The 24334-nt window shown below is 39.6% G+C and carries 28 protein-coding genes, 1 tRNA gene, 1 pseudogene and 1 riboswitch; of the genes and pseudogenes, 25 read left to right on the top strand and 5 right to left on the bottom strand.

Annotation, left to right across the window (positions count from 1 at the left end):
• Positions 1-23: 23 nt before the first annotated feature.
• A complete protein-coding gene (pepT, locus tag ACVX3R_RS05100) occupies positions 24-1247 on the bottom strand; it encodes a peptidase T (RefSeq protein ID WP_458794451.1) in 1224 nt (407 codons plus the stop codon).
• Positions 1248-1399: 152 nt separating this feature from the next.
• On the opposite strand from pepT, the gene hemH reads away from it, so the two are divergent.
• The gene (hemH, locus tag ACVX3R_RS05095; protein ID WP_458794450.1) at positions 1400-2494 is read left to right on the top strand and encodes a ferrochelatase; all 1095 of its coding nucleotides are present in this window, start codon (positions 1400-1402) and stop codon (positions 2492-2494) included.
• A 41-nt stretch (positions 2495-2535) separates the two neighbouring features.
• Here hemH and mscL read toward each other — a convergent pair whose 3' ends face one another.
• Entirely contained in the window at positions 2536-2916 is a 381-nt protein-coding gene (gene mscL / locus ACVX3R_RS05090) for a large conductance mechanosensitive channel protein MscL (protein ID WP_000910209.1), read from the bottom strand.
• 84 nt (positions 2917-3000) lie between these two features.
• Positions 3001-3432 carry a GtrA family protein gene (locus ACVX3R_RS05085; RefSeq protein WP_458794449.1) on the bottom strand — a complete coding sequence of 144 codons (432 nt, stop codon included), beginning with the start codon at positions 3430-3432 and terminating at the stop codon, positions 3001-3003.
• A gap of 28 nt (positions 3433-3460) precedes the next feature.
• Positions 3461-3557, top strand: a riboswitch (PreQ1 riboswitch).
• Between ACVX3R_RS05085 and ACVX3R_RS05080 the strand changes: the two genes are divergently transcribed.
• From ACVX3R_RS05080 to dapA, 4 genes are all read left to right on the top strand, one after another.
• On the top strand, positions 3555-4064 hold the full coding sequence (locus ACVX3R_RS05080) for a QueT transporter family protein (RefSeq protein ID WP_458794448.1): 510 nt from the start codon (positions 3555-3557) through the stop codon (positions 4062-4064). It overlaps the preceding riboswitch by 3 nt.
• 105 nt (positions 4065-4169) lie before the next feature.
• Positions 4170-4242, top strand: a tRNA-Thr gene (locus ACVX3R_RS05075).
• A gap of 390 nt (positions 4243-4632) precedes the next feature.
• A complete protein-coding gene (locus ACVX3R_RS05070; protein WP_458794447.1) occupies positions 4633-5709 on the top strand; it encodes an aspartate-semialdehyde dehydrogenase in 1077 nt (358 codons plus the stop codon).
• A 56-nt stretch (positions 5710-5765) separates the two neighbouring features.
• Positions 5766-6701, top strand: a complete 936-nt coding sequence (gene dapA, locus ACVX3R_RS05065) for a 4-hydroxy-tetrahydrodipicolinate synthase (protein ID WP_458794446.1) — start codon at positions 5766-5768, stop codon at positions 6699-6701.
• A gap of 46 nt (positions 6702-6747) precedes the next feature.
• Here the strand turns inward: dapA and mnmE are convergent, their stop codons facing one another.
• A complete protein-coding gene (mnmE, locus tag ACVX3R_RS05060) occupies positions 6748-8121 on the bottom strand; it encodes a tRNA uridine-5-carboxymethylaminomethyl(34) synthesis GTPase MnmE (RefSeq protein WP_458794445.1) in 1374 nt (457 codons plus the stop codon).
• Positions 8122-8258: 137 nt separating this feature from the next.
• Positions 8259-8441 carry a 4-oxalocrotonate tautomerase gene (locus ACVX3R_RS05055; protein WP_001117401.1) on the bottom strand — a complete coding sequence of 61 codons (183 nt, stop codon included), beginning with the start codon at positions 8439-8441 and terminating at the stop codon, positions 8259-8261.
• 122 nt (positions 8442-8563) lie between these two features.
• Here ACVX3R_RS05055 and ACVX3R_RS05050 point away from each other — a divergent pair, with 122 nt between their 5' ends.
• The 20 genes and pseudogenes from ACVX3R_RS05050 to ACVX3R_RS04955 all read left to right on the top strand — a co-directional run bounded on the left by ACVX3R_RS05050 (position 8564) and on the right by ACVX3R_RS04955 (position 24230).
• Positions 8564-9163 (top strand): thymidine kinase, encoded by a 600-nt coding sequence (locus tag ACVX3R_RS05050; protein ID WP_458794444.1) that lies wholly within the window; start codon positions 8564-8566, stop codon positions 9161-9163.
• Complete coding sequence (locus tag ACVX3R_RS05045) at positions 9153-9632, top strand: GNAT family N-acetyltransferase (RefSeq protein ID WP_247951978.1); 480 nt, start codon at positions 9153-9155, stop codon at positions 9630-9632. Before ACVX3R_RS05050 ends, ACVX3R_RS05045 begins: the two co-directional genes overlap by 11 nt.
• A 9-nt stretch (positions 9633-9641) precedes the next feature.
• Positions 9642-10721: a peptide chain release factor 1 gene (prfA, locus tag ACVX3R_RS05040; RefSeq protein WP_001028815.1), complete on the top strand. Its 1080-nt coding sequence runs from the start codon at positions 9642-9644 to the stop codon at positions 10719-10721.
• Positions 10721-11557 carry a peptide chain release factor N(5)-glutamine methyltransferase gene (gene prmC / locus ACVX3R_RS05035; RefSeq protein ID WP_458794443.1) on the top strand — a complete coding sequence of 279 codons (837 nt, stop codon included), beginning with the start codon at positions 10721-10723 and terminating at the stop codon, positions 11555-11557. Before prfA ends, prmC begins: the two co-directional genes overlap by 1 nt.
• Positions 11541-12143, top strand: coding sequence for an L-threonylcarbamoyladenylate synthase (locus ACVX3R_RS05030; RefSeq protein ID WP_458794442.1), 603 nt, complete (start codon positions 11541-11543; stop codon positions 12141-12143). The genes prmC and ACVX3R_RS05030 overlap by 17 nt, the downstream gene beginning before the upstream one ends.
• A 1-nt stretch (position 12144) precedes the next feature.
• Positions 12145-12576: a GNAT family N-acetyltransferase gene (locus ACVX3R_RS05025; RefSeq protein WP_458794441.1), complete on the top strand. Its 432-nt coding sequence runs from the start codon at positions 12145-12147 to the stop codon at positions 12574-12576.
• A gap of 49 nt (positions 12577-12625) precedes the next feature.
• A complete protein-coding gene (gene glyA / locus ACVX3R_RS05020) occupies positions 12626-13882 on the top strand; it encodes a serine hydroxymethyltransferase (RefSeq protein ID WP_458794440.1) in 1257 nt (418 codons plus the stop codon).
• A 7-nt stretch (positions 13883-13889) separates the two neighbouring features.
• Positions 13890-14864 carry a nucleoid-associated protein gene (locus ACVX3R_RS05015; protein WP_458794439.1) on the top strand — a complete coding sequence of 325 codons (975 nt, stop codon included), beginning with the start codon at positions 13890-13892 and terminating at the stop codon, positions 14862-14864.
• Complete coding sequence (locus tag ACVX3R_RS05010; RefSeq protein WP_458794438.1) at positions 14864-15478, top strand: lysozyme family protein; 615 nt, start codon at positions 14864-14866, stop codon at positions 15476-15478. The genes ACVX3R_RS05015 and ACVX3R_RS05010 overlap by 1 nt, the downstream gene beginning before the upstream one ends.
• 74 nt (positions 15479-15552) lie before the next feature.
• Positions 15553-16527: a DUF1002 domain-containing protein gene (locus tag ACVX3R_RS05005; protein ID WP_458794437.1), complete on the top strand. Its 975-nt coding sequence runs from the start codon at positions 15553-15555 to the stop codon at positions 16525-16527.
• Between the two features lie 74 nt (positions 16528-16601).
• A complete protein-coding gene (gene rlmD, locus ACVX3R_RS05000; RefSeq protein WP_458794436.1) occupies positions 16602-17972 on the top strand; it encodes a 23S rRNA (uracil(1939)-C(5))-methyltransferase RlmD in 1371 nt (456 codons plus the stop codon).
• A 259-nt stretch (positions 17973-18231) separates the two neighbouring features.
• Positions 18232-18975, top strand: coding sequence for a lysostaphin resistance A-like protein (locus ACVX3R_RS04995; protein ID WP_458794435.1), 744 nt, complete (start codon positions 18232-18234; stop codon positions 18973-18975).
• Between the two features lie 154 nt (positions 18976-19129).
• Positions 19130-19936, top strand: coding sequence for an alpha/beta hydrolase (locus ACVX3R_RS04990; RefSeq protein WP_000668470.1), 807 nt, complete (start codon positions 19130-19132; stop codon positions 19934-19936).
• Positions 19937-19947: 11 nt separating this feature from the next.
• Complete coding sequence (locus tag ACVX3R_RS04985) at positions 19948-20076, top strand: hypothetical protein (protein ID WP_000900001.1); 129 nt, start codon at positions 19948-19950, stop codon at positions 20074-20076.
• Between the two features lie 104 nt (positions 20077-20180).
• Positions 20181-20798, top strand: coding sequence for an SAP domain-containing protein (locus ACVX3R_RS04980; RefSeq protein ID WP_458794434.1), 618 nt, complete (start codon positions 20181-20183; stop codon positions 20796-20798).
• A gap of 40 nt (positions 20799-20838) precedes the next feature.
• On the top strand, positions 20839-21693 hold the full coding sequence (locus tag ACVX3R_RS04975) for an ADP-ribosylglycohydrolase family protein (protein WP_458794433.1): 855 nt from the start codon (positions 20839-20841) through the stop codon (positions 21691-21693).
• Positions 21694-21739: 46 nt separating this feature from the next.
• Positions 21740-22306 (top strand): annotated as a pseudogene (locus tag ACVX3R_RS04970) (hypothetical protein).
• A 105-nt stretch (positions 22307-22411) separates the two neighbouring features.
• On the top strand, positions 22412-22654 hold the full coding sequence (locus tag ACVX3R_RS04965) for a hypothetical protein (RefSeq protein ID WP_000781504.1): 243 nt from the start codon (positions 22412-22414) through the stop codon (positions 22652-22654).
• Positions 22655-22916: 262 nt separating this feature from the next.
• On the top strand, positions 22917-23303 hold the full coding sequence (locus ACVX3R_RS04960) for a hypothetical protein (protein WP_000814114.1): 387 nt from the start codon (positions 22917-22919) through the stop codon (positions 23301-23303).
• A gap of 45 nt (positions 23304-23348) precedes the next feature.
• The gene (locus tag ACVX3R_RS04955) at positions 23349-24230 is read left to right on the top strand and encodes a diacylglycerol/lipid kinase family protein (RefSeq protein ID WP_167265605.1); all 882 of its coding nucleotides are present in this window, start codon (positions 23349-23351) and stop codon (positions 24228-24230) included.
• Positions 24231-24334: the final 104 nt, after the last annotated feature.

The following is a 24334-nucleotide window of genomic DNA, read 5'->3' as shown; positions in this document are numbered from 1 at the left end:
GTAGCTGAGCTACCTCGTCTTTTTTAGTCTTTATAAGATACAATGCCAATGATGGTATCCACCGCACGCTCCATGGTCTGAAGGCTGACGTATTCAAAACGTCCATGCATGTTTTCCCCACCAGCAAAGATATTTGGAGTTGGGATACCCATAAAGGAAATCTTAGAGCCGTCTGTTCCACCACGGATTGGTTCGATAATAGGTGTGATTCCTAGATCTTCCATAACAGCTTTAGCAATGGTAATTGGCGTCATATCCTTTTCAATGACTTCTTTCATATTGTAGTACTGGTCTGTCAGAGTTAAGCTAACGCGATCATTCCCAAGTTCTTGATTCATCTTGTCAGCAATAGACTGCATAGCTGCTTTACGTGCTTCAAAGGCATCCTTTTCAAAGTCACGGATGATGTAGCTTGCACGCGCCTCCTCAACACTACCTGACACATCCATAAGATGATAGAAACCTTGGTAACCATCTGTCAGTTCAGGTCGGTCATTCTCTGGAAGTTGATTATGAAAATCAATCGCTAACTGAAGAGCGTTGACCATCTGACCTTTAGCGGTACCAGGATGGACATTACGCCCTTGGAAATGCAATTCAGCACCAGCTGCTGAAAAAGTCTCGTACTGAAGCTCCCCTAGTGGTCCTCCATCGACTGTGTAGGCAAAGTCTACATCAAAGTCTTCTGCGTCAAATTGATTGGCACCAACGCCAATTTCTTCATCTGGACCAAAACCGACACGAATCTCACAGTGTTTGATTTCAGGGTGAGCAGTCAGATATTCAATTGCAGTCATAATCTCAGCAATCCCTGACTTGTCATCAGCACCCAGCAAGGTCGTGCCATCAGTTGTGATGAGGGTTTGGCCTGGATATTTCTCAAGGCTCTTGAAATCAGCAGGATCTAGTTTAAAGCCAGAATCACCTAAGTCGATAACTCCACCATCATAGTTTTCGATAACTTGCGGATTAACTCCCTCAGCATTAAAATCAGCTGTATCCATGTGGGAAATGAAGCCAATCTTACGTGTCAAGCTCGGATCATTAGCTGGCAAGGTCCCAATAGCAAAACCATTTGGGAGGTAGTAAACATTTTGCAGACCGACACGTTTCATTTCGGGAATAAGAACATTGGTCGCAAAATCTATCTGGCTTTGCGTACTTGGAGTAGTAGTAGAGTGTTCATCAGAACGCGTATTGACCTTAACGTAGGTCAAGAAACGATCTAAAAGGTTGGGATAAGTCATAAAAACTCCTTTAATATCATTTTTTTCATTGTATCATATAATGGAGAGAAAAACAAAGAGGAGTAAATAAAAATAAAATGAATGAAAGCGTTTATTTATTATATATTTCATGGTAAAATGGTAATTGAAAAAAATATCACAAGGACATATCGATGAAAAAAGCAATTTTAATGATGACATTCGGTTCGCCAGAAGAGATTACCTTTGAGAGTGTAGCGGATTTTTTTACCAATATTCGTCGTGGAGTTAGACCCAAAGATCACGAGATTCAGACTCTCTATGACAATTATGTTCGTATCGGTGGGACGCCTTTGCAGCAGATTACAAGGGAAGAAGTTGCTTTAGTAAGAGAACGTATAGGGGAGGAGTACGGTATCTACTTTGCCAATAAGTTTTCTCGTCCCTTTATCCCAGATGTGATCAAGCAGATGGAAGCAGATGGTGTTGAAGAATGTATCTGCTTGATTTTAGAACCCCATTATTCCTTTTACTCGGTTATGGGGTATGAGAAGTTTCTGGAAAGCCAGCAGATCCAGTTTTTAGTCATTAAGGACTGGTATCAGCAACAGCATTTGCTGGACTTCTGGACAGATGAGATTAGCAAAATTTTACGGAACGATGTGAGAGAAGAGTCCTTTAAGGTGATTTTCTCAGCCCATAGTGTTCCAATTTTTGCCTTGGACTTTGGAGATCCTTATATCGATCAGATTTTTGATAATAGCAAGTTGATAGCAGAGCAACTCAGTCTAACAGCCGACCAGTATACCAACACTTGGCAGAGCGAAAGTGATATTGGAATCCCTTGGATCAAGCCAGATGTACTCGAGTATTTGAGAGAACAGAAACAACATCCAGAGCATTATATTTTTGTACCAATTAGCTTTATCAGTGAACATATTGAAGTTCTTTTTGATAACGATGTAGAATGTTATGAATTATGTCAAGAATTAGGTGTCACCTACCATCGACCAGCTATGCCAAACACAGACTCTCGTTTAATTGATGCTTTAGTTGATACTGTAAGAGCCAATGAACACAAAGAATTTAAGGAATTTCTCCCAGAAGAAGAAACCTTTGATGAGTTAGCACCTTCAGCAACCACTAAGGATATTATGGAGGAGACAGATGACCTTCAGATGCCAGAATTTGTGAAAAAACTCATTGAGAAAAAAGGCCGTGAAAATGTGAAGATGCCTTACTTGATTAAGAAAATGCTCGAAAAGGCTGGTAAGTTACCGAAAGACTAAAGAAAAAAGGATTTAGCATGAAGCTAGATCCTTTTATTGTCTTATTTCTTCTCAAGAAGTGCTTTGATTTCTTGAAGGACTTCAAGTTCAGTTGGAGCAGCAGGTGTATCCTCAGCTGGCTCTTCTTTCTTAGTAAGGTTTTGAGCTTTTTCAACAGCTTTGATAACGAAGAAAAGAACAGTGCCAATCACTAAGAAGTTGATAACAGCACTCAAGAAGCTACCATAACCAACACCATTCCATGAAAGTTCAGCGATACGTTCTACGTTCGCAGCTTTCAAAGCTGGGTTCAAGATAAGTGGAGTGATGATATCATTTACAAGTGAAGTAACGATGGCACCAAAAGCAGAGGCGATGATCACACCGACAGCGAGGTCAACGACATTGCCACGAAGCAAAAATTCTTTAAGATCTTTTAACATTTTCATAATTTCCTTTCAAAAACTAATCTTAATTGTACCTGAAATACCTAAATATTACAACCTTAATACTTACTGATACCTATTTCATTTATAAAAAACGTATACTTTACTAAAAATATAGTTAAGAATGATAATCAAAACCTGCGCAATTAGCGTTTCGATGGCATTAACCTGATCTAGTTGATCGTTGACAAATTGCCCGATAATATCGGGAAAAGATGTAACAAATATATAAGTTAAAAGAACGTCTAGACCGAGTGTAGAGAGACGTGCTAAGAAAAATTTAGCCAGACGGGTCGGCCAATTTCTTCTCTTTTGCTTAAAGACGATAGTGTCATTTGTGATAAAAGCAAAGAGAATCCCAATGATATTTGCGAGTACGGTTGCTAGGATTTCCTGGTGACTGATGTGGTAAATAACCAAACGCGATAAGATAGAAACCAAAGTAGTAGCAGCACCGAAAAATAGGTAGGAGAGGATTTCGTTATCGAAGAAAGCCTTTATTATTCTTTTCATGGTTTTAGTATAGCATAAAGTCCTATATTGTGCTATACTGGTAAGGTTGATTTACTCAACCCTTGGTGCTTAGCTTCTTTCATCAAGCATATTTTACGCGGGAGACCGCCAAAGGAGAAAACATGAAAAAATTAACTGTTCGTGACATGGCAGATATTGCTATCGTTGTTGCTATCTATGTGGTTTTGACCATTACCCCACCGTTGAATGCCATTAGCTACGGTGCCTACCAGTTCCGTATTTCTGAGATGATGAATTTCTTGGCCTTTTACAATCCCAAATATATCATCGGTGTGACGATTGGTTGTATGATTGCTAATTTTTTTAGCTTTGGTCTAATAGATGTCTTTGTCGGCGGGGGATCTACCCTAGTTTTCCTTAGTCTAGGTGTATGGCTATTTAGCAAGTACAAGAAAGACTATCTGTTCAATGGTTTGATTCGAAAAGATCATTTCTTCTTTTCAATCCTGTTCTCCATTTCAATGATTACCATTGCAGCGGAACTCTATATTGTCGCAGAAGCTCCATTCTTCTTGACATGGTTTTCTACTGGAATTGGAGAGTTTGCATCACTTATCGTAGGTGCGATCCTAATCGGAAAACTAGGACAGAGAATCGACCTTACAAAATAAGAAGTTTATAAGCTAGATTCTTGCTAAATCTAGCTTTTTTCATTCCATAAAATTAAAAGAGAGCGCTTGACAAGAGCATAGAACTATAGTATACTTTTTAGGTAGGCTGATTTAGCTCAGTTGGTAGAGCGCATCCATGGTAAGGATGAGGTCGCCGGTTCAATCCCGGCAATTAGCATGAAATAAACAGAAAAACCCTTGATTTACAAGGGTTTTTGTTATGTCTGCCCCAAATTTTTCAAAGATATTTCTTATGCACCTGTATAAATGAAGCAAAGAGTTTTGGCTGTTGACAAAAGTGGCTCTATCTAGTAGAATAGTAGATGCGATGAGTCGATAGGTAGTCTTCGGACTGCTATTGAGCATAAGGAGGTCATAACGCAGGAGCGGACCTTGATGAGTTGTGTGAACCTGCTCATCACATGAAGATGCCTCTTAGTCCCTGGTCAATGACTAGGGATTTTTAATTTTCAGAAAATATAGTCTAAAAATGCTTTTCAATTTCTTGAAAAAGTAGTATAATACATCTATTATAGAAATTTTTAGAAAATTCCGAAAGAGGTTATTTATGGGATATACAGTTGCTGTAGTCGGCGCGACAGGTGCTGTCGGAGCTCAGATGATAAAAATGTTGGAAGAATCAACACTTCCAATCGATAAAATTCGTTACCTTGCTTCTGCACGTTCAGCAGGCAAGACTTTGAAGTTTAAAGACCAAGATATTACGATTGAAGAAACGACTGAGACAGCTTTTGAGGGTGTTGATATTGCACTCTTCTCAGCAGGTGGTTCGACATCAGCTAAGTATGCACCATACGCAGTTCAAGCTGGAGCGGTAGTAGTAGATAACACATCTTATTTCCGTCAAAACCCAGATGTACCCTTGGTTGTGCCAGAAGTAAACGCTCATGCACTTGATGCTCATAATGGGATTATTGCCTGCCCTAACTGTTCAACGATCCAAATGATGGTGGCTCTTGAGCCTGTTCGTCAAAAATGGGGCTTGGACCGTATCATCGTTTCAACTTACCAAGCAGTTTCAGGTGCTGGTATGGGAGCGATTCTTGAAACAAAACGTGAACTTCGTGAAGTCTTGAATGACGGTGTGAATCCACGTGATTTGCATGCGGAAATCTTGCCTTCAGGTGGTGACAAGAAACACTATCCTATCGCCTTTAACGCTCTTCCACAAATCGATGTCTTCACTGACAACGACTACACATACGAAGAGATGAAGATGACCAAGGAAACGAAGAAAATCATGGAAGACGATAGCATTGCAGTATCTGCAACCTGTGTACGTATTCCAGTCTTGTCAGCTCACTCTGAATCTGTTTATATCGAAACAAAAGAAGTGGCACCAATCGAAGAAGTCAAAGCAGCCATCGCAGCCTTTCCAGGTGCTGTTCTTGAGGATGACGTAGCGCACCAAATCTATCCTCAAGCTGTCAATGCAGTGGGTTCGCGTGATACTTTTGTTGGTCGTATCCGTAAAGACTTGGATACTGAAAAAGGAATCCACATGTGGGTTGTTTCAGATAACCTTCTCAAAGGTGCTGCTTGGAACTCAGTTCAGATTGCAGAAACGCTTCACGAACGTGGATTGGTTCGTCCAACAGCTGAATTGAAATTTGAATTAAAATAGTCATATCGTTTAGGAGTTCAGATGAACTCCTTCTTTGAAATAGAGAGGTGTTTCTCATGTCTTATCAAGATTTAAAAGAGTGTAAAATTATCACGGCCTTTATTACCCCTTTCCATGATGATGGTTCCATCAATTTTAATGCCATTCCAGCCTTGATTGAGCATTTGTTGGCCCATCACACAGACGGCATTCTCCTTGCTGGGACGACTGCTGAGAGTCCAACTTTAACCCACGATGAGGAGTTGGAACTCTTTGCGGCTGTACAAAAGATTGTCAATGGACGTGTTCCTTTGATTGCGGGTGTAGGTACCAATGATACACGTGACTCGATTGAATTTGTCAAAGAAGTCGCGGAATTTGGTGGTTTCGCAGCTGGACTTGCGATCGTACCGTACTACAACAAACCTTCACAAGAAGGAATGTATCAGCACTTTAAGGCTATTGCAGATGCTTCTGACCTACCAATTATTATCTATAACATTCCAGGCCGTGTGGTTGTCGAATTGACTCCAGAAACTATGCTTCGCTTGGCTGACCATCCAAATATCATCGGTGTTAAGGAATGTACTAGCTTGGCTAATATGGCTTACTTGATTGAACACAAGCCAGAAGAGTTCTTGGTCTATACTGGTGAAGATGGAGATGCTTTCCATGCCATGAACCTTGGTGCGGATGGGGTTATTTCTGTTGCCTCTCATACAAATGGGGATGAGATGCACGAGATGTTTACTGCCATTGCAGAAAGCGATATGAAGAAGGCTGCAGCTATTCAGCGTAAATTCATTCCTAAGGTCAATGCGCTCTTCTCTTATCCAAGCCCTGCACCAGTTAAGGCAGTTCTGAACTATATGGGATTTGAAGCGGGTCCAACTCGTCTACCTCTAGTTCCAGCACCAGAAGAAGATGCCAAACGCATTATCAAGGTTGTCGTAGATGGGGACTACGAAGCAACTAAGGCAACTGTAACAGGAGTCTTAAGACCAGATTACTAATAAAGACAATAAAATCCATGACCGAGTGAACGATCATGGATTTTTCTTATTTTCCTAAACAGAATTGGCTAAAGAGTTGGGTGATGAGTTCATCTGGAGCAGCATCTCCAGTGATTTCTCCGAGGATTTCCCAAGTTCGAGTCAAGTCAACTTGCAACAAATCAACTGGCATCCCCAGTTCCAGACCGTCGTTAACAGCTTGTAGGCTTTCAACAGCCTTTTCAATCAAGGAAATATGACGGGCATTTGACAAGTAAGTGGCATCTTGCTCAACCAAACCAGCATTTTCAAAGAAGAGGTCGTTAATACGTTCTTCGATCTTATCGATATTTTGGTTTTTAAGAACGGAAATACGAATGACATCTTCAGGTAGTTCCGAAGTTTCAATCGCTTCAGGAAGATCAGTTTTATTGAGTAGAATAATACGGTTGGTATCCTGACTGATTTCAAGGAGTTGGCGGTCTTGATTGGTTAGTGGTTCACTAGCATTTAGCACTAGTAGTACCAAGTCAGCTTCCTTGAGGGCTTTTCTCGAACGTTCGACACCGATTTGTTCAACGATATCATCTGTTTCCCGAATACCAGCTGTATCAATCAATTTTAGAGGAACGCCGTTGATGTTGACGTATTCTTCGATGACATCACGGGTGGTACCAGCGATGTCAGTTACGATAGCCTTGTCCTCACGCAAGAGGTTGTTGAGCAGGCTAGATTTCCCAACGTTGGGACGACCGATGATGGCAGTTGAAATTCCCTCACGGAGGATTTTACCGCGACGTGCTGTCCTAAGGAGATTGGTTAGCAATTGCTCAAACTCCATAGTTTTCTCACGGACGACTGCAGTGGTAGCTTCCTCAACATCGTCATACTCAGGATAGTCGATATTGACCTCTACTTGGGCAAGTGTATTGAGGATTTCTTGGCGGGTATTATTAATGAGGTCAGAAAGGGAGCCGTCCAATTGCTTAACTGCAATATTCATAGCCTTGTCTGTCTTGGCACGGATGATGTCCATCACCGCTTCAGCCTGAGTCAAGTCCACACGACCGTTTAGAAAGGCGCGCTTGGTAAATTCACCGGGTTCTGCCAACCGGGCTCCTTCACGGATAGCTAGTTGGAGAATTTCATTGGTCACCGCAATCCCACCGTGGGTGTTAATCTCGATAATATCCTCACGAGTAAAGGTCTTTGGAGACTTCATAGCCCCAACCATAACCTCGTCCATGACCCTACCAGTTTGAGGGTCAACGATGTGTCCGTAGTTGAGAGTATGGCTAGCGACCTTACTTAAGTCTTTGCCTTTAAAAATCTTTTGCGCAATGGCAAAACTGTCTGTTCCGCTCAGGCGGACAATACCAATAGCCCCTTCGCCTAGTGGAGTAGAGATAGCAGCGATGGTATCAAATTCACGTGTAATCATAATATTTCCTTTAATTAATGGCTCTTTTCTTGGAAATTTCTCCAAGTCTCTTTTCAAATTGTAACAAAATTAGACTATTTCTTCAATGGATGCTACTTAGAGATTGAAAAAGCCTAAGCAATTCTGCTTAAGCTAGTTTATTTGGTGCGCATTTCCCCTTGAGGAAAGTAAGTCCCTTCTGGCATGTCGTTGATGATGACATGAACAGCTGATTGAGGGGCTCCAGTGTTACGGACAACAGCTTCCGTTACTTCCTTAGCCAGAGCTTTCTTTTGCTCGAGCGTGCGTCCTTCAAATAAATCGATGCGTACAAATGGCATAATAGCTTCCTCCACTAGTTTTTGATTTCTTCTATTTTACCATATTTTGCCGTTTAAAGCTTCAGAAAATTATGATATACTAGAATGTAGCAAAAATTTAGAAATGGACGTGAAATAGAAGCATGGCACAGTTGTATTATCGTTATGGGACTATGAACTCTGGTAAGACGATTGAGATTCTCAAGGTGGCCTATAACTACGAGGAGCAAGGAAAGGGAGTTGTGATTATGACCTCTGCTCTGGATACGCGCGACGGTGTTGGCTATGTATCTAGTCGGATTGGCATGAGGCGCCCAGCCATTGCGATTGAGGAAACGACGGATATCTTTGGATTTATCCGTGATTTATCAGGAACACCTTACTGTGTGTTGGTTGATGAGGCTCAGTTTCTCAAACGTCACCATGTTTACGACCTAGCTCGCGTTGTGGACGAGTTAGACATACCCGTCATGGCTTTTGGTTTGAAAAATGACTTTCGCAATGAATTATTCGAAGGTTCCAAATATCTATTGCTCTTAGCAGACAAGATTGAAGAAATCAAGACGATCTGTCAGTATTGTAAGAAAAAGGCGACTATGGTGTTGCGTACGCACGATGGTGTGCCAGTCTATGATGGCGAGCAGATTCAGATTGGTGGCAATGAAACCTATATCTCAGTTTGCCGTAAACATTATTTTGCGCCAATGATAGCATCTAACAAGGAGCACAACTATGACAATTGAACTAAGAGATGTTACAATGGGAAATTATTTTGATGTTTTGAATTTGGATGTCAAGGAATATCAAAAACAATTCATTGCAACCAACGCAATTAGTTTAGCTGAAGCATATGTCTACACTAAAAATGGAGATTTTGTAGCTCCATTGGCAGTTTATGATAATGATGCAATTATAGGTTTTGTGATGATAGCTTATGATAAAAAGATCGGAATTAGTAGTGGAAATTATTTACTATTTCGTTTTATGATTGATAAGAATTTTCAAAATCAAAGATATTTTAAACCAATTATGGATAAAGTGCTAGACTATGTTCGGACAGCGCCAGCAGGTTTAGGCAATAAACTTTGGTTGTCTTATGAATCAGAAAATGAACATGCAAGATCTTGTTACCTCAGTTATGGATTTAAAGAAACTGGGGAAATATCCGAGAACGAAGTAGTAGCAATCTATGATCTAACAATTGAGAAATAAGGAGAAAAAATGAACATCTATGATCAACTACAAGCTGTAGAAGACCGTTATGAAGAATTAGGAGAATTGCTCAGTGACCCTGATGTCGTTTCGGACACCAAGCGTTTCATGGAGCTTTCAAAAGAAGAGGCTTCAACTCGTGATACGGTAACAGCCTACCGTGAGTACAAACAAGTCCTTCAAAACATCGTCGATGCCGAAGAGATGATTAAGGAATCAGGTGGAGATGCGGACTTGGAGGAAATGGCCAAGCAAGAACTCAAAGATGCCAAGGCTGAAAAAGAAGAATACGAAGAAAAACTCAAAATCTTGCTCCTTCCAAAGGATCCAAACGATGATAAGAACATCATCCTTGAAATCCGTGGAGCTGCTGGTGGAGACGAAGCAGCGCTCTTCGCTGGGGATTTGCTAACCATGTACCAAAAGTATGCGGAAGCCCAAGGCTGGCGCTTTGAAGTCATGGAAGCTTCTATGAATGGTGTGGGTGGATTCAAAGAAGTGGTTGCTATGGTTTCTGGTCAATCTGTATACTCTAAACTCAAGTATGAGTCTGGTGCCCACCGTGTGCAACGTGTCCCTGTGACAGAAAGCCAAGGCCGTGTACATACTTCGACAGCGACAGTCCTTGTCATGCCTGAAGTGGAAGAAGTAGAATACGATATTGATCCAAAAGACCTTCGTGTTGATATCTACCACGCATCAGGTGCTGGTGGACAGAACGTCAATAAGGTTGCAACTGCCGTTCGTATCGTTCACTTGCCAACCAATATCAAGGTTGAGATGCAGGAAGAACGTACTCAACAGAAGAACCGTGAGAAAGCCATGAAGATCATCCGTGCCCGTGTTGCTGACCATTTTGCTCAGATTGCTCAAGATGAACAAGACGCTGAACGTAAGTCTACTATCGGTACTGGTGACCGTTCAGAACGGATTCGTACTTATAACTTTCCACAAAACCGTGTTACAGACCACCGTATTGGTTTGACCCTCCAAAAACTAGATACCATTTTGTCTGGTAAATTGGATGAAGTTGTGGATGCCTTGGTTCTTTATGACCAAACACAAAAATTAGAAGAATTAAACAAATAATGAAATTAGCTCAATTATTTTCAGATTTTGAAGAAGAGTTGATAAGACAAGGAGAGGAAGCAGAAAGCCTCTCTTTTGTCTATCGTAGCCTGAAAAATCTCTCTTTTACGGACTTTGTTTTTACCCTTCAGCAAGAGGTAACAGAGGCCGAAAAACAATTTGTAGAAGAAATTTTCCAGAAGTTAGCGTCCCATAAACCAGCTCAGTATATCATTGGTCACGCAGATTTCTTTGGGATGCAGTTAAAAGTGGATGAGCGGGTTTTGATTCCTCGTCCAGAAACAGAGGAGTTGGTGGAGCTCATCTTGGCAGAAAATGCTGAGGAAAGTCTTAAGATTCTAGATATCGGGACTGGAAGTGGCGCCATAGCTCTTGGATTAGCTAAAAACAGACCAGATTGGTCAGTGACAGCAGCAGATATTTCCCAAGATGCCTTAGAGCTTGCATCAGAGAATGCTAAAAATCAAAATCTTAATATATTTTTTAAAAAATCTGATTGTTTTGCAGAAATTTCTGGAAAATATGATATAATTGTATCCAATCCACCCTATATCTCTCGTGAAGATGAGTCAGAGGTCGGTTTGAATGTTTTGCATTCAGAACCTTATATAGCTCTCTTTGCAGATGAGGATGGCCTAGCTATTTACCGCAGAATTGCGGAAGATGCAAAAGACTATCTCACAGATGGTGGTAAGATTTACCTTGAAATTGGATACAAGCAAGGTCAAAGTGTTCCTGCGCTTTTTAGGAAACATCTTCCTGAAAAACGAGTACGAACACTCAAGGACCAATTTGGTCAAGATAGGATGGTTGTAGTTGATGATGGACAGGATTAGACAAGAGTTGGAAAAGGGCGGAGCTGTTGTTCTGCCTACAGAGACAGTTTACGGTCTCTTTGCTAAGGCCCTAGATGAAAAAGCGGTCGACCATGTTTACCAACTCAAACGTCGTCCTAGAGAAAAGGCGCTCAATATTAATGTCGCCTCTCTAGAGGACATCTTGTACTTTTCAAAGAATCAACCAGCTTATCTACAAAAACTTGTAGAGACCTTTTTACCGGGTCCCTTGACCATTATCCTCGAAGCTAATGACAGAGTTCCCTTTTGGGTCAATTCTGGTCTTTCAACGGTGGGATTTCGGATGCCGAGTCACCCCATTACACTGGATTTGATTCGAGAGACAGGTCCTTTGATTGGGCCGTCTGCCAATATTTCAGGTCAGGCAAGTGGAGTGACCTTTGCTCAAATTCTAGAGGATTTTGACCAAGAGGTTTTGGGTCTGGAGGACGACGCATTTCTAACTGGACAGGATTCGACTATTTTGGATTTGTCTGGAGATAAGGTGAAAATCTTACGCCAAGGGGCGATTAAGCGAGAAGATATTCTTGCTCGGTTGCCAGAGATTTCTTTTAAGGAGGAATGAGATGCTAAGAGATTTGCAAGAAACAGATGTGAATGCTATATGTGAGATTAACCAAGAGGCTTTGGGTTATTCTTTTAGTTCAGAGGACACAGCTAGTCAACTAGCTAAATTATCTCAGGATTCTCATCATTTCCTACTTGGCTATGAGGATGAGGTCAGCCATGTCCTACTTGGATATGTCCATGCTGAAGTTTATGAATCCCTCTATTCCAAAGCAGGATTTAATATTTTAGGTCTAGCGGTTTCACCTCAAGCACAAGGGCGAGGTATCGGTAAAAGCTTACTGCAAGGGTTGGATCAAGAAGCAAAAAGACGGGGTTATGGGTTTATCCGCTTAAACTCTGCTGATCATCGTCTGGGAGCTCATGCATTTTATGAAAAAGTTGGTTATACTTGTGATAAAGTGCAGAAACGGTTTATTCGCATCTTTTAGTATATTTTCTTAAACTAAAGGACCAGTCATACTATAAAGGAGAAGACCTATGATTTTTGACAAAGACGATTTTAAAGCATACGATGCTGATCTCTGGAATGCTATTGCCAAAGAAGAAGAACGCCAACAAAATAACATCGAGTTGATTGCTTCGGAAAACGTGGTTTCCAAGGCTGTTATGGCAGCTCAAGGGTCTATCTTGACAAACAAATATGCCGAGGGTTACCCAGGACGCCGTTATTATGGTGGAACTGATGTAGTAGACGTGGTAGAAACTTTAGCTATTGAACGTGCAAAAGAAATTTTCGGTGCTAAATTTGCTAATGTCCAACCTCACTCAGGAAGCCAAGCCAACTGTGCGGCTTACATGGCCTTGATTGAACCAGGTGATACCGTTATGGGGATGGATTTGGCAGCAGGTGGACACTTGACCCACGGAGCTCCAGTTAGCTTCTCTGGTCAAACCTACAACTTTGTTTCTTATAGTGTGGATCCTGAAACGGAACTTTTGGACTTTGATGCTATCTTGAAACAAGCCCAAGAAGTAAAACCAAAATTAATTGTAGCAGGTGCTTCAGCCTATTCTCAAATTATCGACTTCTCAAAATTCCGTGAAATCGCAGATGCTGTTGGGGCTAAGCTTATGGTCGATATGGCCCATATCGCTGGTTTGGTTGCAGCTGGACTTCACCCAAGCCCAGTACCATACGCTCATATCACTACAACAACGACCCACAAAACCCTTCGTGGACCGCGTGGTGGCTTGATCTTGACAAATGATGAGGATCTAGCTAAGAAAATCAACTCAGCTATTTTCCCTGGTATTCAAGGTGGTCCTTTGGAGCATGTTATCGCTGCTAAGGCGGTTTCCTTCAAAGAAGTTTTGGATCCAGCCTTCAAGGAATATGCTGCTAATGTCATCAAAAACAGCAAGGCTATGGTTGAAGTCTTCTTGCAAGACCCTGATTTCCGTATCATTTCTGGTGGTACTGAAAATCACCTCTTCCTAGTGGATGTGACTAAGGTTGTAGAAAACGGAAAAGTTGCTCAAAACTTGCTGGATGAAGTTAATATTACCCTAAATAAAAACTCGATTCCATACGAAACCTTGTCACCATTCAAGACAAGTGGGATTCGTATCGGATCTGCAGCCATCACTGCACGTGGATTTGGTGAAGAAGAAAGCCGTAAAGTAGCTGAACTCATCATTAAAACCTTTAAAAATGCAGAAAATGAAGCTGTCTTAGAAGAAGTGAGAAGTGAAGTCAAAGAGTTGACAGATGCCTTCCCACTATACGAGGACTAATACTTTTATGGACATTTATATTAAGAAAGCCATTATCCATCAATTCAGTCCGGATGATACCGAGCTGTTCCTAGCGGATAAGTTTCTCAATATCACTCCAAAAATCGAAGAATACCTACGTAAAAAAATCGAACGCGTGTATTCAGATGAAGCCAAGACTGGGATTTTCGAAGAAGAAAATCCCTTCTTCAATCACATCACAGACGATTTGTTGGAGATATCAGTAACACTGGCTAATCTCTGGAAAGAGGAGTTTAGCATTTCTGAAAATCTCAAGACCAATGACTTGGTTTTTGTTCAGTTTTCTAAAGAAGGCGTTGAACATTTTGCTTTCTTGCGAATTGCCCTGCGTGAGACCTTGACTCACCTCGGAGGAGAAGTTGACAATCCAATCAAGCTAACTCAGAATAACTTGCCGGGATTTGGAACGGGGGCTGACGAGGCCTTGGTGGTTAATCTACAGAGTCGCAAGTACCACCTCATCGAAAAACGTATCAAGTACAATGGGACTTTCCTGAACTATTTTTCAGATAATCTCTTAAACGTTGCCCCTAAGATTTCACCAAAGAAATCTATCAAGAAGCTGGAAAAAACGGCCCAGAGAATTGCTGAATCTTTTAACACAGATGACTTCCAATTTCAATCCAAGGTCAAATCAGCGATTTTCAACAATCTTGAAGAAAGCAATGAACTGTCACCCGAGAAATTAGCTAACGACCTTTTTGATAACAATCTGACGGCTCGTTTGAGCTTTATCGACCAAGTCAAAGAAGCTGTACCAGAACCAGTCCAGTTCGATGAAATTGATGCCAGTCGCCAACTCAAGAAATTTGAAAACCAAAAACTCTCCTTGTCAAATGGAATTGAACTCATCGTTCCCAATAACGTCTATCAAGATGCGGAGTCTGTTGAGTTTATTCAAAATGACAATGGAACCTATTCTATCTTAATCAAAAATATCGAGGATATTCAAAGTAAATAATGTTTAAATTTATACGAAGAATGCTAGTGCTAGCAGTCTTCCTTTTTGCTGGTTATAAAGTTTACCGAGTTCACCAAGACGTCAAACAAGTCATGACTTATCAACCCATGGTTCGAGAAATCTTGAGTGAAAAAGATACTCCAGCAAATGAAGAGCTAGTGCTCGCTATGATTTATACCGAAACGAAGGGAAAAGAAGGGGATGTCATGCAGTCTAGTGAGTCTGCAAGTGGTTCAACCAACACTATCAATGATAATGCCTCTAGTATTCGTCAAGGTATTCAAACTCTAACAGATAACCTCTATCTGGCTCAGAGCAAGGGGGTAGATGTCTGGACCGCTGTTCAAGCCTATAATTTTGGACCTGCCTATATCGACTTTATCGCTCAGAATGGCAAGAAAAATACGCTAGCACTGGCCAAGCGTTATTCCCGTGATACTGTTGCCCCAATCCTTGGCAATACCACTGGAAAGACCTATAGTTATATTCACCCTATTTCTATCTTTCACGGAGCTGAACTCTATGTAAATGGTGGAAACTATTACTATTCTAGACAGGTACAACTAAATCTTTACATCATCAAATGTTTCACTTTCTTTTCAACATCTGGCTAGACTAGGTGTTTTTTGCTATAAGTTTTCTTTAAGATTGTTTTATTAACCTAGAAAGGTAAAGGAGGGAATATCCCATGAGAAAGAAATTCTTTCTAATAAGTGCTGCAGTATTGTGGGCCGCAACAGCTATGACGAGCGTCCACGCAGCAACCGATGTTCAAAAAGTAATCGATGAAACCTATGTACAACCTGAATATGTTCTAGGTTCTTCTCTATCTGAAGACCAGAAAAATCAAACTCTTAGCAAACTTGGCTATGATGCATCAAAAGACACCAAAGATATCAAAACTATGACACCTGATATCTATTCGAAAATTATGAATGTGGCTAATGATGCTAGTCTACAGCTCTATTCATCAGCCAAGATTCAAAAGCTAGGTGATAAGTCGCCTCTAGAGGTCAAAATTGAAACGCCTGAAAACATCACCAAGGTGACGCAGGATATGTACCGTAACGCAGCAGTGACGCTGGGAGTGGAGCATGCAAAAATCACAGTTGCAGCACCCATTCCAGTTACAGGTGAGAGCGCCCTAGCAGGGATTTACTACTCGTTAGAGGCCAATGGTGCCAAAGTACCGCAAGCCAATAAAGACTTGGCCCAAGAGGAGCTAAAAACCTTATCCGATATTAATGCTGAAAACAAGGACAAATCAGGCTACGATGCTAATAAACTCAATGTCGCTTTGGCAGATATCAAGACAGGAATCGCAAAAGCAAAAGAAGCCAAAGGTAATTTGACAGAAGAGGATGTCCGCAAAATTGTAGAAGACACACTAAAAAACTACAAACTCGATCAGGTTATAACAGGAAACCAGGTCAATATCATCATCAATTTTGCACTCAACCTCTCAAAGAGTGACATCTTGAATAATGCTGATTTCACTAAAACCCTAAATGACCTTAAGCAAAGCATTGTCTCCCAAGCTGGAGATAGCTTCAAAAATATCAACCTCAACTTTGATGCCAATAAAGCGCTAGAAGACGGTGGTAATTTCTTGAGTTCTCTTTGGCAAGCCATTGTCAACTTCTTCAAGAGTTTTGGTGCTTAGGTCATTTCATGATATAATAGATGGGAACAGAAATGTTGCCGTCTTTTTTTGTCGGCTGATAGAAAGTGAAAAATATGCTAAAGAAAAATGATATTGTAGAAGTTGAAGTTGTTGATTTGACCCATGAAGGTGCTGGTGTTGCTAAGGTGGATGGTTTGGTTTTCTTTGTAGAAAATGCTCTACCAACTGAGAAAATCCTCATGCGAGTCCTTAAGGTCAATAAAAAGATTGGCTATGGGAAAGTTGAAGAATACCTTACACATTCTCCGTATCGTAACCAAGACCTTGACCTAGCTTATCTACGTTCAGGTATAGCTGATTTGGGGCATCTTGCTTATCCAGAGCAGCTCAAGTTTAAAACCAAGCAAGTCAAAGACAGTCTCTACAAGATTGCTAGTATTACAGATGTAGAGGTCGCTGAAACGCTCGGCATGGACCATCCAATCAAGTATCGAAATAAGGCACAGGTGCCCGTTTGTCGAGTGAATGGTGTCTTGGAAACTGGCTTTTTCCGTAAAAATTCGCATGACCTTATGCCTCTTGAAGATTTCTTTATCCAGGATCCTGTTATTGACCAAGTCGTAGTAGTTCTACGCGATTTGCTTCGTCGTTTTGATTTAAAACCTTATGACGAAAAGGAACAGTCTGGCTTGATTCGGAATCTTGTGATTCGTCGTGGGCACTATTCAGGACAAATCATGCTCATTTTAGTGACAACTCGTCCGAAAGTTTTTCGTGTCGACCAATTGATTGAACAAGTCATCAACCAGTTCCCAGAGATTGTGTCTGTCATGCAAAATATCAACGACCAGAATACCAATGCGATTTTTGGTAAGGAGTGGAAGACTCTTTATGGTCAAGACTATATTACGGACCAGATGTTGGGAAATGACTTCCAAATCGCTGGCCCAGCCTTTTACCAGGTCAATACAGAAATGGCAGAGAAACTTTATCAAACAGCTATTGACTTTGCGGAGTTAAGAGAAGATGATGTGGTGATCGACGCTTATTCTGGTATTGGAACGATTGGATTATCCGTTGCCAAGCATGTCAAGGAAGTCTACGGTGTTGAAGTGATTGCAGAAGCAGTGGAGAATAGCAAGAAGAATGCTGCATTAAACAATATCAACAATGCCCACTATGTCTGTGACACTGCTGAAAATGCCATGAAGAACTGGCTCAAGAAAGGTATCCAACCAACCGTTATCTTGGTTGATCCTCCACGCAAGGGCTTGACCGAGAGCTTTATCAAGGCAAGCGCTCAAACAGGAGCAGACCGCATTGCTTATATTTCATGTAATGTCGCAACTATGGCGCGTGATATCAAACTCTACCAAGAGTTGGGATACGAATTGAAGAAAGTACAACCGGTGGATTTGTTTCCACAAACGCATCATGTTGAGGCGGTGTCACTGCTTGTACGAGCTGAAACATCAGCGAACTAGAAGGAGATGTTCCGTCCATGCGATAGGACTCGTAGAATGAGGAGGGGCACCGACGCGATGATACGGTAAGTCCGAACCGTTGAGTGTGTAGCTTTGCTGGTAAAAGTTTGCAAACCTTGTAACGAAAGGAATTATGAAAAGCCTTGATTGTAAGGCTTTTTTTGTATTTTTGTGATAAAATATAGGTAGTTATAATCGACAGCAACTAAGAAGCAGTAAAAATATTATTCATAAAATAATCAAGATTAGGAAGAAAAAAATGACAGAAATTGATAAAAGGAATTTAAAAAATTATCTTTGTTTTACATTTGGAATTACTTATATATCTTGGGGGCTTCTTGCCATATTTACACAATCTTATATTTTGGGATTAGAGACATTTATAGGAAGAATATTACATATAGTTGGTGCACTTGGTCCAGCTATTGCAAGTGGCTTTTATTTAAAAAGTAATAATATAAAATTTAAACATTTTTTACTTAATAAGATAGAAAATAGTAGTATTTATTTCATTTATCATATGTTAGCAATTTTGATACTATTTTCTGTATCTTCTTTAGAATTGAATGAAGTATCAATTTATCTAATGCCACTATTCTTTATTCAATTAATTTTTTTTGGTGGTGGACATGAAGAATTAGGATGGAGAGGAATATTACAACCATTACTTGATAAAAAATATACTTATTGGCAATCTAATTTGATTGTAGGATCAATTTGGGGAATATGGCATCTGCCTTTATGGTTTATAGTTGGAGAAAGTCATCAAGGATTTCCTTTTATTTTATTTTTTATATATACATTATTTTTAAGTTTTGTTTTAGGGCTTCTTTACCGTCAAACGAAATCTGTGGGATACTGTATATTATTTCATGCGTTCGCAAATTTGTTAAATCTCTATTTTGTGTTAAAAATTAATCTTATTTTTATTATCATTTTTATTGGTTATTTGATTTATACTATATTGGCTAGTAATAGAATTAGTAATGAAACAACATTTTAAAATTTAGATCAGGATATCCATTATTGAAAGTAACGTATGGTCATTCTAGATAATCAATGTTAGAGACTTTTCTATTTGATGAGGCATCACTGCTTGTTCAAACTGATTTAACAAGTATTTATCTAGTGAAAGTCCTACAGTAAGGAGTTTAAACATGAAATTCCATGAATTTGGTGATAAGAATTTGCCTCCTATTTTACTGATGCATGGTGGTGGCAGTTCTTGGTGGAATTATCTTCGTCAAGCACGAATCTTGTCAAAAGAATACCGTATTATTCTACCAACTTTGAATGGCCACGGCGAGGAATATCAACTTGATTATGTTTCTACTGAAGATTCTGCTTTGGAGATTCTAGACTATATCAAAGCAAACTGTGGTGGGAAATTGTTTGCAATCGGTGGTGTTTCACTTGGTGGTCAAATTGCCATGGAGCTTTTGTCTTTAGACAGTGAAATTGCTGAGAAGGCCATCATAGACGGAAGCCTCTGTATTCCTCAACCAAGGTTAGCTAAAATCAGCATCTTTCTAGTGTCTCTATTTGGTAAGTTGATGTTCAATAAATTCTCTTGCAAACTTCAGTTAAGCATGATGAACAAACTCTATCCTAAACTGGCTTATCCAGAGGAAATAAAAGCTTATTATTTGGAGGATTTGCCAAGGACGCCTGTCAAAACATTGGTGACCATTTACAAAACCTATATGGGGCATTACAAGCTAAAGGATACGATTTCTGCTAGTAAGTCGCAGGTTCTTTATATTTATGGTGAAAAAGAATTGAACTGGGTGAAAGCATCAGCGAAATTATTTCATCAGCTACATTCAAATACAATTTTGTATGAAGCAAAGGGCTATAACCACGGCTATTTATCAGCTTACCTGCCTCAAGAGTGGATTGATTTGGTAGTGCCATTTTTAAAGAGTGATTCATTAGAAATGTGTAACGAATCTGATATGCCATAAGGAGGAAACGGATGCTAGGAGCAATTATTGGAGATATTGTAGGTTCAGTTTACGAATGGAACAATATCAAAACGAAGGATTTTCCTTTATTTCGTGAGGATTGTTTTTTCACGGATGATACGGTAAGTCCGAACCACTGAGTGTATGAGCTTGTTAGAGAAACGTAGCTAATCCTCAAAATAAAGAAACTAAAACTCCATTATTTTGAGATGAAAACCTAAACTGTTTTTAAGGAGGTAAAATATTGATAGAGAGCAGACCTAAGTTTGATGCAATCACATCGTTTGATGAGTTTAATAAATACTATTGGTATCGTGATGAACTTTCACAGATATGCAAGTCATTAGGGCTTGAATATAGATGTACAAAACAGGAACTCAATCATAATATTGAGCAGTACTTTAAGGGGAAATTGATTAAAAAATCAACAGTAAAAAGGAAAAAGAAACGAGTAGAAGTCCTTACCTTAGATACGCCCTTACTTGAATGTGAATTCTCCTTTAATGCAGACTTTAGAGAATATTTCTCAACTTTAACAGAGGTTTCGCCCTTTAAATTTACTGCCGATATGGCGACTGCTTGGAGAAAAGTAAAAAGCGACAATGATTTGAGTTTCACAATACAGGATATGCTAAAAGTTTATCATGGAAATTCAGATTATGCCAAGTATGATCATTCGGTTTGTCAATGGAACCAATTTCTAAAGGATTTCTGTGCAGACGAAAATAGTCACAATTACTCGAATAAACTAAAAGTAGCTTCCATCCTTTGGAAAGAAGTTAGAAATTCAAGTAATGAAAAAATTTATTCAAAAAATCTTTTGACTGAATATGCTGATAGAATAAACGAGTATAGGAAGTAGAAAAATCAGTCTAAACCAATAGTTTACAAGGAGGAATCTTATGCTTGGAGCAATTATCGGAGACATTGTAGGATCTGTTTACAAATGGAACAATATCAAAACGAAGGATTTTCCTTTATTTCGTGAGGATTGTTTTTTCACAGATGATACTGTCATGACCTGCGCTGTTGCTGAGGCTATTATGAATGGTGGTCACCAGGATGACTTTATTGATGCTATGAAGAAATACGGCAAGTTGTATCCCGATGCGGGCTACGGTGCTCGGTTTAGTAGTTGGATCAATAGTGACAATCGTGAGCCTTATAATAGCTTTGGAAATGGATCTGCTATGCGTGTTTCTCCATGTGCTTGGGTCATGGACTGCGGTTTTTGTGCGAGAACTGGTATGACGCCATCAACTAGAGAGCTTGCACGACTTTCTGCAGAAGTCACCCATAATCATCCTGAAGGTATCAAGGGAGCCATGGCGACAACTGATGCGATCTTTCTGTGTCGTTATTACTTTGGAGGTTATTGTGGGGATTATGAGCAACCAATCAACGGCAATCCTACAGAGTGTAAAAGACGAATAAAGGAATACATCGAGAAAGAGTATGGGTATAACCTTTCTCAATCTCTAGATGACATCCGTCCTACGTATCGTTTCAATGAAACCTGTCAGGATACAGTACCTCAGGCCATCATTGCATTTCTTGAAAGTACAGATTTTGAAGATGCGATTCGAAATGCGATTTCCCTTGGTGGGGATAGTGATACTCTCGCTGCAATTACAGGTAGTATAGCAGAAGCAGCTTATGGAATTCCTGAGTGGATCAAGGACAAGGCCTATAGCTATCTCGCTGAACCTTTGAAAGAGTTGCTTAGACGATGGGAAGAAACGGTTGTAATAAAATAATAGATAGGCGTTATGCGGACCGATACTGAATGACGGAGGGTTATCGATGGTTATATTGGAATTGTACCAAAACAATTATTCAAAGGATTTAGTCTTATTTGAGACTTTAGAAGAAGGACGGGAATTTGTAACTCAAATCCCTGGGTATACATTAGAAAACGAAGATGGTTTTGAAGTGGAATATTTTAATTCAAAAAATCTATCGGATTATATGGAGATTGTCTTTAACGGAAATATTGTCCCTTTATCTAGGTTTTCGTTTAATTCTGAGGAAAATGTGGACATTATTTGGAAAGAGGTTTCGAATCTATCCTTTAAAAACGATAAAGTGATCGAAGGAGCTACAAAAGTAGACGCGTATGTCGTTAACAACGATGAAGTGAAAGCTTATGTCGAAGCCAGAGAAGCAAACTTCCGCAAGGCAAAAGCTTTCTTAGAAAGCAAAGGGTACGAAGTCGACAGAAGCTTTTTCGGAAGTGAAGACGGTGAAGCGATTATCTACAGAAAACGCGACACCGAAGATTAGCACTTCCTATGTCACTTAGACCCGTTGTTTGTAGAGATTGAAGATGTCGAAGGATATGTGAAAGAAGCGATGGAAGATATTCAATAGTCAACCAAAGTTCTTTGTGAGTGTATGCCACTGCTTTAGTAGACGGATTGAGCAGTAAAGAGAAACATCTAGCACTATCTAGCTTCTTAAGGAGAAATATCTATCATGAAAATGGAAATCGGGAAAACCTATCTGGTAAAAAAAGATATTTTTGGTTTAACAAAAGATGAACTTTGGACCTTAGTTGACAAGGGTTATCAGGCTTATTTTGGTGAACATAATTTCGTATTTGTCAATGATGATAAAGTGAAGGTATTTGCAGTTTTGAAAGATGGTTCAGAAGAAGATATGCAAATCTACCATCATCTGGATGACTATTTTGAAGAAGTTAATCGTGAAAATTTCTAAAGAATGCGAGAAGAAAGTTGTATCTGTGAGTTTTAAATTTTGCTTAGCCCCAATCTATCACTACCAAGTACAGGGAATTAATTTTGGGATAGACGTCCTTACAGAGGTTTTTCCGATTATCAAAAAGATCTAGACTGAGACAAAGGTAAGGGCCCGCTGGTTAGGTCTTTTTTTCTGTTTATGTAGTATAATAAAAGGTGTAGGGATTCAATTTTTTAATAGGATTATTCTAAGAACGAAAACATCTAGAAAGAGAAAAAATATGAAGCAATCACTTGAATTTTTAAGAGAAAGAATCACCGATAAGATGCCCTTAGAGGAAATAGTAGCAATCTTTGAAGACTTGTGTCGTCAGCCTATTGAGGATGAGATGATTTTATTTGAAACAGGGACATTTACAGCTATATCTGATAAGCCAATGTTTCAACTATCCTTAGTAAGACAAGCTTCAAATGAAGATGAAGAGTTTTATCAGGTTCACCTCGATATTTTCTATGAAGCATGTCAAGAGAATGAAATATTTCATGAATCGATCTGGGATGAAGATTTAGAGGAAAATATCTTTGATTACATTAGAGATTCAGAGGTGTTTGCCTATGCTAAAGAGCAGGAATACCAAGCGGTCAAAATTTATATGGACCAAACTTGAGATGGTTAGTTAAAGTAAGAAAATCTAATGACAGGAGAACAATAAATGAATAAAATTATGGTGATCATCAACCCTACCTCTGGAGGTGAAAAAGCTCTGGATTATAAGGTGAAGCTGGAGAATAAAGCTAGAGACTACTTTGATGATGTAGAGATTAAAATTACGGAAAAAGCGCAAGATGCAACAAACTTTGCAGAAGAAGCTGCTCGAGAGCAGTATGATGCAGTTCTTGTTTTTGGTGGAGATGGGACTGTCAATGAAGTAATCTCTGGTATTGCTGAGAAAGACTATATTCCTAAACTGGCGATTATCCCAGGGGGAACTGGAAATCTCATTACGAAACTATTAGAAATCTCTCAGGATATTGATAGTGCTATTGACGAGCTTGATTTCAGTTCTACCAACAAGATTGATATTGGAAAATCAAATGGAAATTATTTTGGTTATATCTTTAGTATTGGCTCTTTGCCAGAAGCTATCCACAACGTTGGGATAGAAGATAAAACAAAGTTTGGTATGCTCGCCTATGCGATTAATACCATGAAGTCTGTGGTTACAGATCAAGCATTTAACATTAAAGTTGAGACTGATAATGGTAATTACATTGGCCCAGCCAGTCATGTTTTAGTTCTCCTCACAAATTATTTCGCTGACAAAAAAATCTTTGATGAAGACAAGGATGGTTATGCTAATATTTTGATTCTAAAAGATGCGTCAATTCTTACTAAATTGTCAGTTATCCCTGATTTATTAAAAGGGGATGTTGTCGTAAATGACAATATCGAGTATCTGAAAGCTCGACATATAAAAATCTCTTCAGATAGTGAATTGGAAACGGATGTTGATGGTGACAAATCCGATAATCTACCTGTAGAAATCAAGGTACTAGGTCAGCATATCGAAGTATATTCTCAACCGAAAGAATAAGAATTTTTTAACAGAGGGAAACATACACGGGAGTATCTAGATAAACCATTTTCATGAATAGTTAGAATAGCTCTCATACAAAAACAAGTTGTTGAAGATAAGGA

This window comes from Streptococcus sp. 517s (assembly GCF_054445985.1).
This window is presented reverse-complemented; position numbering and strand designations above follow the sequence as displayed.